Below are 13,790 nucleotides of genomic sequence, written 5' to 3'. Positions count from 1 at the left end.
GAATGGATTCTTTCCGAAGATGGAATACGTTATGAGCCTAACGCATCGGCTGTAATGAAAAAAGATACCTTCAAAGTATCCTTTACTTTACTCCATATAGCTCATGCCGCTTCCCGTTTGCATCATAAATAATTTCAAACTTGTGTTGCCTTTCGCTTCCCTAAACACATGCTTATCTTATTGGGGATTTTTTTGCCAGAATATCAAACTTGGGTATTGGATAATCAGGGTTTCATTCCACGTACCACAAACAGCATATAAATTTGATAATCCCATACTCTTTTCTGACCTATGACCAGGTCTCTACGCTTATCATAACGTTGGTGGATCAACAATCTGATCTCCCCAGCATGTTCATACTCTTCATCGAGTTGGTTTAAACCAATCTCCAATCCCTCTATGGCCTGCTGCCGATCCATCTCAACCATTCTTAGCTTTTGCTCGATTGGAGTACTCGAGTTATCCAGGACCACCGGCAACGTAATTGCGTCCACTTCAATATGAATAAAACCAAGTTCTTCAAACAGCATCGGTAACAATGAAGGTTCTATTGCGTAACTGCCGATTCCTCTTGAAGAATCCTTCTTGGACCAAATTTCATGAATCGGTTTCCATAACTCCTGTTCCCTGACTGACATCTGTGCATCTGGAGCAGATATCGGCGTGGATACAATGCTTTTCTCAGGCCGAGAACTCATCACTGAGACCGTACCTCCTGATTTACATATCCGCTGTTGTTCAAGCAAGAATTCCCGATTGGGAACATGTTCAATCACAGTATGCGATATGCACGCATCAACAGAATCAGAAGGGAGCGGAATTTTAAGTATATCTCCTTGGATGTATGTAATATTATTTATACCTTGCTTTTGAGCTTCTTTACTCGCGTACTCAATAAAAGCAGAATCACGATCAATACCCATGAGAGTAGCATCATGACTTAGCCATTTGGATATTTTTCTGGTCAATGTTCCAGGACCACATCCAAGATCAACAATACTCATTCCAGGCTGCAATCCCAATGCTTTGATAAAACAACCCCTTCGCTCATCGTTAAATCTAAGCTCCCTTGTATAGTCTAATGTCTTGGGACCTTGAACAAGGGTTGACCAATAATTATCCATACCTCACCTCTATCTCCGCATCTGGGAGTAAAATCCAACCATATTTGTATTTTATCATCAGCAAGTCCAAAAACAAGTGATAAATGCTCCATAGGCTCTAGCCCAAAGCTAATTGTATATTGTCGTAGAATAAAACTTATGAAAGATACCCATGATACCTTTGATTATATGAAAAAAGACACCCTTTAAGGTGTCTTCTACTTTACTCCATATGGAGCCGAGGGGATTCGAACCCCTGTCCGAAGATAACGGCACATAAGCTTCTACGAGTGTAGTCACAGTTTTGATGTCACCCGAGTATCGCCCCGTAACCGGCTATACGTTGGGTCAGCCTGATTATCTTCTTCCGTTGACCCCAGGCGGAGACCAAGCGGCGTATCCCACTACTAGTTAGCCCCTATCCCTGTCACATGGGCGATGCAGGGTAGAAGCACGCACACAGTTTCTTAGGCTGCGAAAGCGTAGTTTGTTTGTTGTTTGCCGTTTAATAGGCTTTAGCGTTGATGAAGCGGACGCGTCCCCACTACTCGCTACTCATGCTCGAACTACCCCCGTCGAATCCAAGAACGGCCCCTCATTAGAAAGGGCGCTTCGGATTAAGCGGACCAGCGAGCAAGAAATGATCCGGTCTACAGCTTTCTTGATCAAGAAGGCTGTTCAGAAGCAATAAGCTTTACTTACACAGTATAGCACATTTATCAACACTTTAACACGTGGGTTAAAGGAATTGCAGGAGCATTCTGGAACTTTGGGCTTCGGCTAACGCCGGCCCTGCTACCTGGCGATCTTCTGCTTATCGCGCAGCACACGCTGGATATCGCGCTGTGCATCGCGTTTGGCGGCCGAATCACGTTTGTCGTATTCTTTCTTCCCTTTACCGAGGCCGATCAGCAGCTTGGCGTAACCGTTGCGCACATAGACCTTGAGCGGCACGATCGTGAAGCCCTCGCGTTTGGACTGCCCCAGCAGCTTGTGGATCTGCTCCTTGTGCATCAGCAGCTTGCGGGTACGGGTCGGATCGGTAGGGTTGGCACGGTTTCCCTGTTCGAACGGACTAATATGCATGTTGTGCACAAAAATCTCCCCGTTACGAATGGTAGCAAAAGCGTCCCCGATATTAGCGCGTCCGTTACGCAGCGATTTGATCTCTGTGCCGGTCAGAACCAATCCCGCTTCATAAGTATCCTCAATGTAATAATCATGGGAAGCTTTTTTGTTCTGGGCGAGCACTTTCCCGTCTGCTTTTTTACCCATGAAAGTCACTCCTTCAATTCTATTCTCCGAACATCAGATCTTTATTGTATCAAAAGGAATCGGCTGAACGCAAGGAAGTAAGCCCCTAACGTTTGCTAAGCATTTTGACATACGTATGTCAGTAAGCATCGGGTTAGGGATAATAAAAATGTGTAATGGCATTTGAATGAATGTACTTCGTACAATAGAATGCTTACCAATTGGAGACAATTCGCATTCTGCAGTAGTTCGTGCAATAGAACCCACCTGATAACTTTAAAAGCGCTATTCCCCATGCAGGGAATAGCGCCCATATATCACCCTCAGCCTATTCCTGAGGCTTTTTCTTCTTTTTCTTCCGGCGGACAGCACTTTCGGCATTGCTGCCGTTGTCGCTGCGCTTAGCCGAAACGTTGTCTGACGTCTCCACATTGCCCGGCGTCACCGAAGTACCGATGAACACGCCGCCTTTGTTCTTCTTGCGGCGGCCCTTGTTCTTGCCCTCCGAGCCGCTGCCGCGGCTCTCGAACCCGCGGTCCTCCCGGCTGCTGAACCGGGTGTTCGCGTCAACGCCGCGCAGCTCGCCGCTGCCGGCATCGCCGCCTGTCGGCGCGCCGTAGCCGCCCTTGCCGGAGCCGAAGCCGAAGCTGATGCCGCGTCCCCCGGCACCGCCTCCGGCCTCTCCGCCGCGGCTGCGTCCGCCGCCGCTGCGCTCACGCGGCGCACTGCTGCCGCCCGCTTCGCCGTTCAGGGCGGCAAAGGCCCGGCGCGCAGCCTCAGCCGGACCGCCCCCGCGCTTGCCGCGCGCAGGCGCACCCGCTGGTGCGCCGCCACCGGCCGCCGCATCACTGCGCGGCGGCGTGGTCTCCCAGGCGCCAGTCGTTACCGCGCCGCCTTTGCGTTTGCCGGCGTTCACTGCGCCGCCGGCCTTGCCTTTGCCCGCGCCGCCAGCTGCGCCAGGCTTGCCTTTTCCGCCGCTGCGGCCCTTGCCGCCGCTGCCGCCTTTACCACCGGACGGCTTGCTGAAGCCACCGGCACCCGGACGGCCGCCTTTGCCGCCGCGGCCGCCATAGCTGCGGTGCTCGCCTGCCGCGCGCGGCTTCATGTCGACCAGCTCGAAGTCGATCGTGTGGTCGTCCATGTTCACCTTGGCGACGCGGATCTTCACCTCATCGCCGATGCGGAACACCTTGGAGGTGCGCTCACCGATAAGCGCCATATGGGCCTCGTCGAAGTGGTAGTAATCATCGCTCAGCGCGCTGAGACGGATGAGACCTTCGACGGTATTATCCAGCTCGATGAACATCCCGAAGCTGGTCACACTGCTGATCATGGCCTCGAATTCCTCGCCCACCTTATCCTGCATGAACTCGCACTTCTTCAGCTGCTCCGTATCGCGTTCCGCCTCAACCGCCACACGTTCGCGTTCTGAGGATTGCTGGGCGATATCCGGCATCCGCGTCGCAAGATATTCATGCCGCTTCTCGCTCAGCGCTCCGCCATTCTCAAGCACCTCACGCATGACACGGTGAATAACAAGGTCAGGATAACGGCGGATCGGCGAAGTGAAGTGGGAATAATATTCGGCAGCGAGGCCGAAGTGGCCTGTACTTTCCGCATCATATTTCGCCTGCTTCATCGACCGCAGCATCATCGTGCTGATAACCGTCTGCTCCTTCGTGCCCTCAATTTGCTCCAGCAGGTCCTGCAGCGCACGCGGATGAACCGAGTTGCCCCGGCCTTTGACATGATAGCCAAAGTTCGCGGCAAATGCCATGAAGTTCTGCAGCTTCTCCGGATCCGGATCTTCATGAATCCGGTACAGGAACGGAACCTTAAGCCAGTGGAAATGCTCAGCCACCGTCTCGTTGGCCGCCAGCATGAATTCCTCGATAATCTGTTCAGCTACAGAGCGCTCGCGTTTTACAATATCGATCGCCTTGCCGGTTTCATCGACAATAATCTTGCTCTCTTCAAAGTCAAAATCAACCGCCCCGCGCCGCATCCGCGCATCGCGCAGCTTCATCGCCAGCTCTTTCATCAGACGGAAATCCTCAATCAGCGGACTGTAGCGCTCCAGCAGCTCCGGATCTTCATCCTCCACGATTTTGCGGACATTGGCATAGGTCATTCTTTCCTTGGTGCGGATCACACTCGTAAAGACATCATGCTTCACGACCTTCATATGCTCATTGAATTCCATCTCACACGACATCGTGAGCCGGTCCACCTGCGGATTAAGACTGCATATCCCGTTCGACAGACGGTGCGGCAGCATCGGAATTACCCGGTCCACCAAGTACACGCTGCATCCCCGGTCATAAGCTTCCTTATCAAGCTCTGAGCCTTCACGCACATAATAGCCTACGTCGGCAATATGAACCCCCAGCTTATAGTGCCCGTTCTCCAGCCGCTCGACATTGACCGCATCATCGAGGTCCTTGGCATCTGCGCCGTCGATGGTAACAATGTTGAGACCGCGCAGATCACGGCGGCCCTGCTGAATTATCTCTTCTTCCGTAATGGAGTCCGGCGCTTGCTCTGCCTCTGCCATCACTTCAGCCGGAAAAGCCTCCGGCAGCTGATGCTTGCGAATGACCGACAAAATATCGACGCCCGGGTCATCCTTATGCCCCAGGATTTCAATAATCTCACCTTCAGCCGCAGAGCGGCCTTCCGGGTAATTGACGATACGGACGACAACCTTTTCACCGTCTACTGCCCCTTTGAAGGACTGTTTCGGGATAAAAATATCGCGGTTAATCCGCTTATCGTCAGGCAGCACAAAACCATAGGTCTCCAGGCTTTGGAATACACCGACGGTCTGGAGTACGCCTCTTTTGACGATACGCACGACTTCACCTTCCATGCGGCCGCCTGATGGACTCTTAGACGTGATCCGGATCAGGACGATATCTCCGTTCATAGCCCCTTTTAGGTCGTTGGCATGAATGTATACATCGGGATGGTCACGGTCATCGGGAATCAGAAAAGCAAAGCCCTTCGCATGAGCCTGCAGCCGTCCACGCAGCAAATCCATCCGCTCCGGTACGCCATAGCGGCTGTTCCGGGTCAGCACAATCCGGCCGTCCTGTTCAAGCAGGGCCAGCAAGTCCTCAAACGCCTTAAACGAAGCGCTGTCCTCTAATGCAAAGTGGCTTACCAATTCATCGTAAGTCAGCGGCTTATAAGCGGTTTCCCGCATGTAATCAAGTAATATTTCCTGTGTTATCAAGTACGTCACCTCGGCCCTCCGCAGCATTCGTATGCCGCTGGCATATATGTATGTCTTGTCCTTTACTGCCCGAAATCATTCAAGTAAATTTTACCTATATATACTTCATACCCTAGTATACACGAAATCAATCCCGACCATCCCTGTTATGATCATCCGAAGGTCAAAGCACGCATAAATTTTCATAACAAAAAAGCCCCCGCCCCATTCCATCCAGAACAGAGCGAAGGCTTAGTGTATGCAATTTAGTCAATGACGATAGCAACAATGATTGACATAATGAAGAATCCAGCCGCCAATCCAACTGTTACACGCTGCAGTACGAGTTCCATACCGCGTGCTTTAGTTTTACCAAAGAGATGCTCAGCACCGCCGGAGATGGCACCGGAAAGACCTGCGCTTTTCCCCTTTTGCAGAAGAACGACCGCAATCAGACCGACGGAAAAAATCAGGAGCAATACTTTCAAAAAGATATCCATTCACTTCCACCTCCTACGTCCAAGCATCACTATCTATGCTAATTTTAAATTTCACGATTTCATAAACAGCATTTTTATTTTATCATAGCGCTCCAGCGAATACAACCTTCTTGCTACGAATCTATCTGAGAGGACCACACTCTATGCCTTTTTTAAGAACGGGAGATTTATCCCCACAAAGTCAAAAATAAGAGCCCGCCGATAACCGGCAGGCTCTTATGAAGCTAATATCAGAAGATATTATCTTTTGAGGTTGTAGAAGGATTTCAGGCCGTTGTATTGAGCCAATTCACCCAGTTCGTCTTCGATGCGAAGCAATTGGTTGTATTTAGCAACACGGTCTGTACGGGAAGGAGCACCAGTTTTGATCTGGCCAGCATTGGTAGCTACAGCGATGTCAGCGATTGTGCTGTCTTCGGACTCACCGGAACGGTGGGAGATAACTGCTGTGTAACCAGCACGTTTAGCCATTTCGATAGCATCGAAAGTTTCAGTCAATGTACCAATTTGGTTAACCTTAACCAAGATGGAGTTACCGATACCTTTTTCGATACCTGTTGCAAGGCGCTCAGTGTTTGTAACGAACAAGTCGTCACCAACCAATTGAACTTTGTCGCCCAATTTTTCAGTAAGCAATTTCCAGCCATCCCAGTCGTCTTCGGACATACCGTCTTCGATAGTGATGATTGGGTACTTCTCAACCCATGAAGCAAGAAGGTCAACATACTCAGCGGAAGTGTAAGATTTACCTTCGCCAGCAAGTGTGTATTTACCGTCTTTGTAGAACTCGGTGGAAGCAACGTCCATACCCAGGAATACGTCAACACCTGGTTTGTAACCTGCTTTTTCGATAGCTTCGATGATTGTAGTGATTGCTTCTTCATTCGAACCAAGGTTCGGTGCGAAACCGCCTTCGTCACCTACAGCTGTGTTGAGGCCTTTGGATTGCAGTACGGATTTCAGGTTGTGGAAGATTTCTGCACCTGTACGAAGAGCTTCTTTGAAGCTTGAAGCGCCAACAGGAAGAACCATGAACTCTTGAACGTCGATGTTGTTGTCAGCATGCTCACCACCGTTGATGATGTTCATCATTGGTACTGGAAGAGTTTTAGCATTGAATCCGCCCAGGTATACGTACAAAGGAATATCCAGAGCTGCTGCAGCTGCACGAGCTACGGCCATGGATACAGCCAGGATTGCATTAGCGCCCAGCTTGCCTTTGTTAGGAGTTCCGTCCAAAGTGATCATCAATTTGTCGATGCCCACTTGGTCAAGAGCGTCCATACCGATTACTTCTGGAGCGATAATTTCGTTTACGTTCTCAACAGCTTTCAGAACGCCTTTGCCCAGGTAACGGGATTTGTCGCCATCACGAAGCTCTACAGCTTCATGAGCGCCTGTGGAAGCGCCGGAAGGAACGATAGCGCGGCCTTTAGCGCCGGATTCCAGATAAACATCAACCTCTACAGTAGGGTTACCGCGGGAGTCAAGGACTTCGCGTGCGTATACATCAGAAATAATAGTCATGTAAGTTAATCTCCTTTTAAATAGGGTTTTGGTATTCGTTAGCGTTGCTTAGGTTCTTGCTTATTTACGGCTGGCAATCATGGATTGTCCGGTCATTTCCGCAGGCTGCGGAAGTCCCATCAGGTCCAGGATCGTCGGTGCCACATCGGCAAGGATACCGGATTCGCGCAGAACAACATTCTCAGTCGTTACGATGAAAGGAACCGGATTCGTGGTATGAGCCGTGAACGGACGACCGTTCTCGTCAAAGACCATATCCGCATTACCATGGTCGGCAATGATGATCGCCACGCCGCCTTTGGCAACAACTGCATCCACAACTTTGCCTACACATTCATCCGTTACTTCAACGGCCTTGATGGTAGGTTCCAGCATACCGGAGTGTCCAACCATATCAGGGTTCGCAAAGTTAAGGATGATTGCATCTTGTCTGTCCGCTTCGATTTCCGCTACGCAGGCCGCCGCCACTTCGTATGCGCTCATCTCAGGCTGCAGATCATAGGTTGCTACTTTTGGCGAGTTGATCAGAATGCGGGTTTCGCCAGGAAGCTCTTCATCGCGTCCGCCGCTGAAGAAGAAGGTTACGTGCGGGTACTTTTCAGTTTCCGCGATACGCAGCTGCTTCTTGTTGTTCTGTACAAGCACTTCACCCAGGGTATTATCCAGGTTCTTTGGCGAGTACGCCACATAGCCTTGCACCGTTTCGCTGAACGTAGTCAGACAAACGAAGTGCAGACCCTGCGGGAACAAAGGACCACGGTCGAAACCGCGGAAATCGGAGTTGGTGAATACCTGCGACAGCTGAATCGCACGGTCAGGACGGAAGTTCAGGAACACGACGGAGTCGCCGCTTTCCACTACCGCTACCGGCTTATCATTGCTGTCCACGATAACACTAGGCTCAACGAATTCATCATATACCGAATTCTGGTAAGATCCAGTGATCGCCTGCAGAGCATCGGTATATTTAGGGCCTTCGCCATATACCATAGCACGGTAAGCCTTCTCTACACGTTCCCAGCGCTTGTCACGGTCCATCGCGAAGTAACGTCCGGATACTGTAGCAATTTTACCTACACCAACCTCTTCAATCTTCGCGATGAGATCCTGAACGAACTTTTGTCCGCTGTCAGGAGGTACGTCGCGTCCGTCCATGAAAGCATGGATATACACTTCGTGCATATCTTCTTTCTTAGCCAGATCCAGCATAGCAAACAGGTGATTAATATGACTGTGTACGCCTCCGTCGGAGACCAGTGCATACAGGTGAAGCTTTTTGCCGGTGGACTTAGCGCTTCTTACAGCAGCAACCAGCGTTTCGTTCTCGAAGAATTCCCCGTCACGGATCGACTTATCGATACGGGTCAGATCCTGGTATACGATCCGGCCTGCACCGATGTTAAGGTGACCCACTTCCGAGTTGCCCATTTGTCCTTCAGGCAGACCTACAGCTTCGCCGCAAGCGGTAAGTGTAGTGTTCGGATATTGTTTCAGGTAACGGTCATAGTTGGGCTTATTAGCCTGGGCAACCGCGTTGCCTTCAGCTGTATTCCGCAATCCGAAACCGTCCATGATGATTAATGCTACAGGTCTTGGAGCTGACATCCTTATTTCGCCCCCTCAACGAGTGAAACGAAGGAAGCAGGCTGCAGGCTGGCACCGCCGACAAGAGCGCCGTCGATGTCGCTTTGACTCATGTACTCCGTTACGTTCTCAGGCTTCACACTGCCGCCGTATTGAATGCGTACAGCTTCAGCTGTTGCTTCATCGTACAGGCCTTTTACAAGGGTACGGATGTAAGCAATAACTTCGTTGGCATCCTGGGAAGTAGAGGATTTACCTGTTCCGATAGCCCAGATAGGCTCATAAGCAATAACCACTTGAGCTGCTTGTTCAGCACTCAGACCGGCAAATGCCGCTTCGGTTTGAACTTTGCAAACATCCTTAGTCTGGTCAGCTTCACGCTCTTCGAGCTTTTCGCCGACACATACGATAGGAGTAATGCCGTGGCGGAAAGCCGCATGCATTTTTTTGTTCACAATTTCATCCGTTTCGCCGAAATAAGCACGACGCTCGGAGTGGCCGATGATCACGTAGTCTACACCAAGATCCTTCAGCATTACGCCGCTGATCTCGCCTGTATAAGCGCCGTTATCTTCGAAGTGCAGGTTCTGTGCACCGATTTTGATGCTTGTTCCTTTAACCGCTGCAACCAGAGCAGGCAGGTTAGTAAAAGGAGCGCAGATGACAGTTTCAACGCCTTCTACTTCTGCTTGGCCTTTAATTTCAGCGATGAAACCTTCGGCTTCCGGAACGGTTTTGAACATTTTCCAGTTGCCCGCAATAATAGGTGTTCTGCTCATAATCTTGAATTGCCTCCTTCTTCGCGTCTTACTTGTCGTTCAGTGCCTCTACGCCAGGAAGTGCCTTACCTTCCATGAACTCCAGGGATGCACCGCCGCCTGTGGAGATGTGATCCATTTGGTCAGCCAGGTGGAATTTCTCAGCTGCAGCTGCGGAATCTCCGCCGCCGATCACAGTATAACCCTCAGTTGTTGCGCAAGCCTTCGCTACGGCAATTGTACCTTCAGCAAAGATGTCGATTTCGAACACGCCCATAGGACCGTTCCAGACAACCAGCTTGGAGTTTTTGATAATATCAGCATAGATTTCACGAGTCTTAGGACCGATGTCCAGACCTTCCCAGCCTGCAGGAATTTCAGTTACATCTACAATTTTGGTGTTGGCATCAGCGCCGAACTTGTCAGCAACTACAACGTCAACCGGAAGCACGAAGTTTTTGCCCAATTTTTCAGCTTTCTCAATGAATCCGAGAGCAGCATCAATTTTGTCGTTGTCTACCAGCGAGTTGCCGATTTCATAACCTTGAGCTTTGGTGAATGTATAGGAAAGGCCGCCGCCGATCAGAACATTGTCAGCCAGGTTCAAGAGGTTGTCGATAACGTCGATTTTGTCCTTAACCTTGGAACCGCCGATGATGGCAGTGAAAGGACGCTCAGGGTTCGAAAGAGCTTTGCCCAGTACGGACAATTCTTTCTCCATCAGCAGACCGGATACAGCCGGCAGGAAGTGAGCGATACCTTCAGTCGAAGCATGTGCACGGTGTGCCGCGCCGAATGCATCGTTGACGAACAGGTCAGCCAGTTCTGCGAACTGCTTAGCCAGTTCAGGATCGTTCTTTTCTTCACCCGGATAGAAACGGACATTCTCAAGCACAAGCACATCGCCATTGTTCAGTTCAGCGATTTGCGCTTTCACTGCATCACCCACAGCTTCATCAGCTTTGGCTACCGGTTTGCCGAGCAGCTCGGACAAACGAACAGCAGCACCAGTAAGGCGCATGGAATCAACGAATTGACCCTTCGGACGGCCCATGTGGCTGGCCAGAATGACCTTTGCACCGTTCTCGATCAGGTATTTAATCGTTGGAAGTGTTTCGCGGATACGGGTATCATCAGTGATCTTACCGTCTTCCACTGGCACGTTGAAATCGACGCGTACGAATACGCGTTTGCCTGTTACTTCTACATCACGGACGCTTTTTTTGTTCATGATTAGTTTTCCTCCACACCCAAAATTGGTTCATGATAATCCATTTAGAAAGAGCGGAAACAAGGAAGTTCTGTTTCCGCTCTATAGATGCTGCTTATATTAAAACGATCTTATTGAGCAAGTTTAGCGAATTTTTCCAAAGTGCGAACGAGTTGTGCAGTGTAGGACATTTCATTGTCATACCAAGCAACGGTTTTAACCAGTTGTTTGTCGCCAACAGTCAGAACTTTAGTTTGAGTTGCATCAAACAGGGAACCGAAAGTCATACCCTTGATGTCGGAAGATACGATTTCATCTTCAGTGTAGCCGTAAGTTTCTGGATCGGAAGCTTCTTTCATAGCTGCGTTGATTTCTTCAACAGTAACGCTCTTATCCAGAACAGTTACCAGCTCAGTCAGGGAACCAGTCGCTACAGGCACACGTTGTGCTGCACCGTCAAGTTTACCTTTCAGTTCTGGGATAACCAGACCGATTGCTTTTGCAGCACCGGTAGTGTTAGGGATGATGTTCTCAGCAGCAGCGCGGGCACGTCTGAAGTCGCCTTTTGCGTGTGGAGCATCAAGAGTATTCTGGTCACCTGTGTAAGCGTGGATAGTAGTCATCAGGCCTTCAACGATACCGAACTTGTCGTTCAGGACTTTTGCCATTGGAGCCAGGCAGTTAGTTGTGCAAGATGCGCCGGAGATAACTGTTTCGGAACCATCAAGGATGTCATCGTTTACGTTGTAAACAACAGTTTTCATGTCGCCTGTAGCTGGAGCAGAGATAACTACTTTTTTAGCTCCGCCTTTAAGGTGTTTTTCAGCAGCTTCTTTAGTTGTGAAGAAACCTGTGCACTCCAGAACGATATCTACGCCAAGCTCTCCCCAAGGAAGTTCTTCAGGGTTGCGGTTAGCCAGAACCTTAACGTCTTTGCCGTTCACTTTGAAGAATCCGTCATGAACTTCAACTTCACCTTGGAATTTACCTTGAGTTGTATCATATTTAAGCAAATGAGCAAGCATCTTAGCGTCAGTCAGGTCGTTGATTGCTACCACTTCGATACCTTCTACATTTTGAATACGGCGGAATGCAAGGCGTCCAATACGTCCAAAACCGTTAATACCAACTTTTACACTCATTGAATAGTTCCTCCTAGATTTCGTTTTATTTATTCAAGACAAGCGGTTAAGCTCGTCAAGACAACAATGTTAAGTATAATGCAAAATAACTGCGGGCGCTCCCCATATCTTGGAAGCTATAGAACTTGCTGCAACTGTTTGTCGATTTCTTTGCCGATTTCGACGGCAGCAGCCTCATCTGTAACAAGAATGTCCTCTTGCCCGAATCGCAGCATTGCGTGGATTGCTTTGGCCTTGCGTTTGCCCCCTGCTATACCGACAACAACTTCCGTGCGGATGATATCCTCTAGACGGAGCCCCATCGTAAGCATGGTATGGACCACCTGGCCAGCTTCGTTAAAATAATAGCCGAACGATTCGGCAACCGCGCCTTCTGCCTGGATTTCTGAGACTGTCGTCTCATCCAGCTTGCGGCGGCGGGTCATTTCAATGGCATCGCCGATTCCATGAACAATAATACGCGATCTGCGGATGATTTGCACGATCTCCCCAATGTTCGAGTCATGCCCCAGAGACTGGTAAGCATCCTCACTGAGCAGATCCGGCACATGCAGCAGACGGTAATTCGCCCCGATCCGCTTAGCCATTGTTGAAGCAATCGTATTCGCCTGAATTTCCATGCTCTCTCCAAGTCCTCCGCGTGCAGGGACAACCCATGCATTCTTATAGGAAAGGGATAAGGGCAAGGTCAGCTGATCGGCCATCTCAGCCAAAGTGGAGCCGCCTGTTACGGCAATGGTATCGTCGCTGCGCAGCACTCCGAGAAATGCCTTCGCGCCTGCACGCCCCAGCTCACGCTTCGTGAACGGCGATGTCTCGCAATCACCGGGCACAATTATTACTTTATTAAGACCATACGTTGAGCGAATCTTCTCTTCCAGATCATCCAGGCCAAACAGACTCTTGGCGATCGGCTCCAGCAGGTCAAGCGTTCTGCGACCGGCATCGCTAATGCGCATGCCGACACTCTCGATCTCAATGAGCCCTTGCGATTTCAGAAGATCCGTCTCGGCACGCAGCACACGCTCGGTCATATCCAGCGAGGCAGCCAGCGTTCTGCGCCCAATAATATCGGACAGCATGATCTGATGTAGAATCGTGTAACGTCTCTTAAGGGTTTCCATGAGATCCGGCAGAAGCTGCTTTTGGATTTCCAATAAATTGCGCATGCTTTCACTCCTGCAACTTCGTCTTTCTCTATTCCCTTGTTCGTGGTCTCAAAACGTCCCGGGTTAACTTTTTAAGTCCCACTCATATTCTAACCAAATATTACGCGGAGTGCAAGTCATCCGAGAGTATAATTCTCAACCTCTGTTTATCTTATACATCTAACAAGGCATGGAAAGACCCGAAGGCAGGGCTGAAGGCACAGAAATGCCCGGTCTAGGCCTGTTTCTGGTAGGGCTATACTTTGTCCCTGTATGCCGGCAAAGATATTTTCTGAACAGTGACGCTGATCCATTGCATTTGTACAATAAATGTATTATAATAATTTCTG

General features: G+C 49.9%; 10 protein-coding genes and 1 other RNA gene. All 11 read right to left on the bottom strand.

What is annotated here, in order from left to right:
- Positions 1-224: 224 nt before the first annotated feature.
- The 11 genes from QU597_RS00945 to QU597_RS00895 all read right to left on the bottom strand — a co-directional run bounded on the left by QU597_RS00945 (position 225) and on the right by QU597_RS00895 (position 13,461).
- Positions 225-1,124 (bottom strand): class I SAM-dependent methyltransferase, encoded by a 900-nt coding sequence (locus QU597_RS00945; protein ID WP_310830954.1) that lies wholly within the window; start codon positions 1,122-1,124, stop codon positions 225-227.
- A 209-nt stretch (positions 1,125-1,333) separates the two neighbouring features.
- Positions 1,334-1,698, bottom strand: a transfer-messenger RNA (tmRNA) gene (ssrA, locus tag QU597_RS00940).
- A 200-nt stretch (positions 1,699-1,898) separates the two neighbouring features.
- Positions 1,899-2,378, bottom strand: coding sequence for an SsrA-binding protein SmpB (gene smpB, locus QU597_RS00935; RefSeq protein ID WP_206102743.1), 480 nt, complete (start codon positions 2,376-2,378; stop codon positions 1,899-1,901).
- Positions 2,379-2,685: 307 nt separating this feature from the next.
- The gene (gene rnr, locus QU597_RS00930; protein ID WP_310833195.1) at positions 2,686-5,592 is read right to left on the bottom strand and encodes a ribonuclease R; all 2,907 of its coding nucleotides are present in this window, start codon (positions 5,590-5,592) and stop codon (positions 2,686-2,688) included.
- Between the two features lie 245 nt (positions 5,593-5,837).
- Complete coding sequence (gene secG / locus QU597_RS00925; protein ID WP_236336485.1) at positions 5,838-6,071, bottom strand: preprotein translocase subunit SecG; 234 nt, start codon at positions 6,069-6,071, stop codon at positions 5,838-5,840.
- Between the two features lie 240 nt (positions 6,072-6,311).
- Positions 6,312-7,598 carry a phosphopyruvate hydratase gene (gene eno, locus QU597_RS00920; protein ID WP_310830953.1) on the bottom strand — a complete coding sequence of 429 codons (1,287 nt, stop codon included), beginning with the start codon at positions 7,596-7,598 and terminating at the stop codon, positions 6,312-6,314.
- A gap of 60 nt (positions 7,599-7,658) precedes the next feature.
- A complete protein-coding gene (gpmI, locus tag QU597_RS00915) occupies positions 7,659-9,203 on the bottom strand; it encodes a 2,3-bisphosphoglycerate-independent phosphoglycerate mutase (protein ID WP_236336482.1) in 1,545 nt (514 codons plus the stop codon).
- A gap of 2 nt (positions 9,204-9,205) precedes the next feature.
- Positions 9,206-9,961, bottom strand: coding sequence for a triose-phosphate isomerase (tpiA, locus tag QU597_RS00910; protein WP_054943360.1), 756 nt, complete (start codon positions 9,959-9,961; stop codon positions 9,206-9,208).
- A gap of 28 nt (positions 9,962-9,989) precedes the next feature.
- The gene (locus QU597_RS00905) at positions 9,990-11,171 is read right to left on the bottom strand and encodes a phosphoglycerate kinase (protein ID WP_310830952.1); all 1,182 of its coding nucleotides are present in this window, start codon (positions 11,169-11,171) and stop codon (positions 9,990-9,992) included.
- Between the two features lie 110 nt (positions 11,172-11,281).
- Positions 11,282-12,292, bottom strand: coding sequence for a type I glyceraldehyde-3-phosphate dehydrogenase (gap, locus tag QU597_RS00900; RefSeq protein WP_054943362.1), 1,011 nt, complete (start codon positions 12,290-12,292; stop codon positions 11,282-11,284).
- A 116-nt stretch (positions 12,293-12,408) separates the two neighbouring features.
- Positions 12,409-13,461 carry a sugar-binding transcriptional regulator gene (locus QU597_RS00895; RefSeq protein WP_054943363.1) on the bottom strand — a complete coding sequence of 351 codons (1,053 nt, stop codon included), beginning with the start codon at positions 13,459-13,461 and terminating at the stop codon, positions 12,409-12,411.
- Positions 13,462-13,790 lie beyond the last annotated feature (329 nt).

Source organism: Paenibacillus pedocola (assembly GCF_031599675.1).
Classification (GTDB): domain Bacteria; phylum Bacillota; class Bacilli; order Paenibacillales; family Paenibacillaceae; genus Paenibacillus_AQ; species Paenibacillus_AQ pedocola.
The sequence above is the reverse complement of the archived record's forward strand: the minus strand, read 5'-3'. Positions and strand labels throughout refer to the sequence as shown.

Excerpts from the sequence above, each read along its gene's own strand:
- QU597_RS00945 (WP_310830954.1), bottom strand. The coding sequence starts at position 1,124 with ATGGATAATTATTGGTCAACCCTTGTTCAAGGTCCCAAGACATTAGAC.
- smpB (WP_206102743.1), bottom strand. The coding sequence starts at position 2,378 with ATGGGTAAAAAAGCAGACGGGAAAGTGCTCGCCCAGAACAAAAAAGCT.
- secG (WP_236336485.1), bottom strand. The coding sequence starts at position 6,071 with ATGGATATCTTTTTGAAAGTATTGCTCCTGATTTTTTCCGTCGGTCTG.
- eno (WP_310830953.1), bottom strand. The coding sequence starts at position 7,598 with ATGACTATTATTTCTGATGTATACGCACGCGAAGTCCTTGACTCCCGC.
- gpmI (WP_236336482.1), bottom strand. The coding sequence starts at position 9,203 with ATGTCAGCTCCAAGACCTGTAGCATTAATCATCATGGACGGTTTCGGA.
- tpiA (WP_054943360.1), bottom strand. The coding sequence starts at position 9,961 with ATGAGCAGAACACCTATTATTGCGGGCAACTGGAAAATGTTCAAAACC.
- QU597_RS00905 (WP_310830952.1), bottom strand. The coding sequence starts at position 11,171 with ATGAACAAAAAAAGCGTCCGTGATGTAGAAGTAACAGGCAAACGCGTA.
- gap (WP_054943362.1), bottom strand. The coding sequence starts at position 12,292 with ATGAGTGTAAAAGTTGGTATTAACGGTTTTGGACGTATTGGACGCCTT.
- QU597_RS00895 (WP_054943363.1), bottom strand. The coding sequence starts at position 13,461 with ATGCGCAATTTATTGGAAATCCAAAAGCAGCTTCTGCCGGATCTCATG.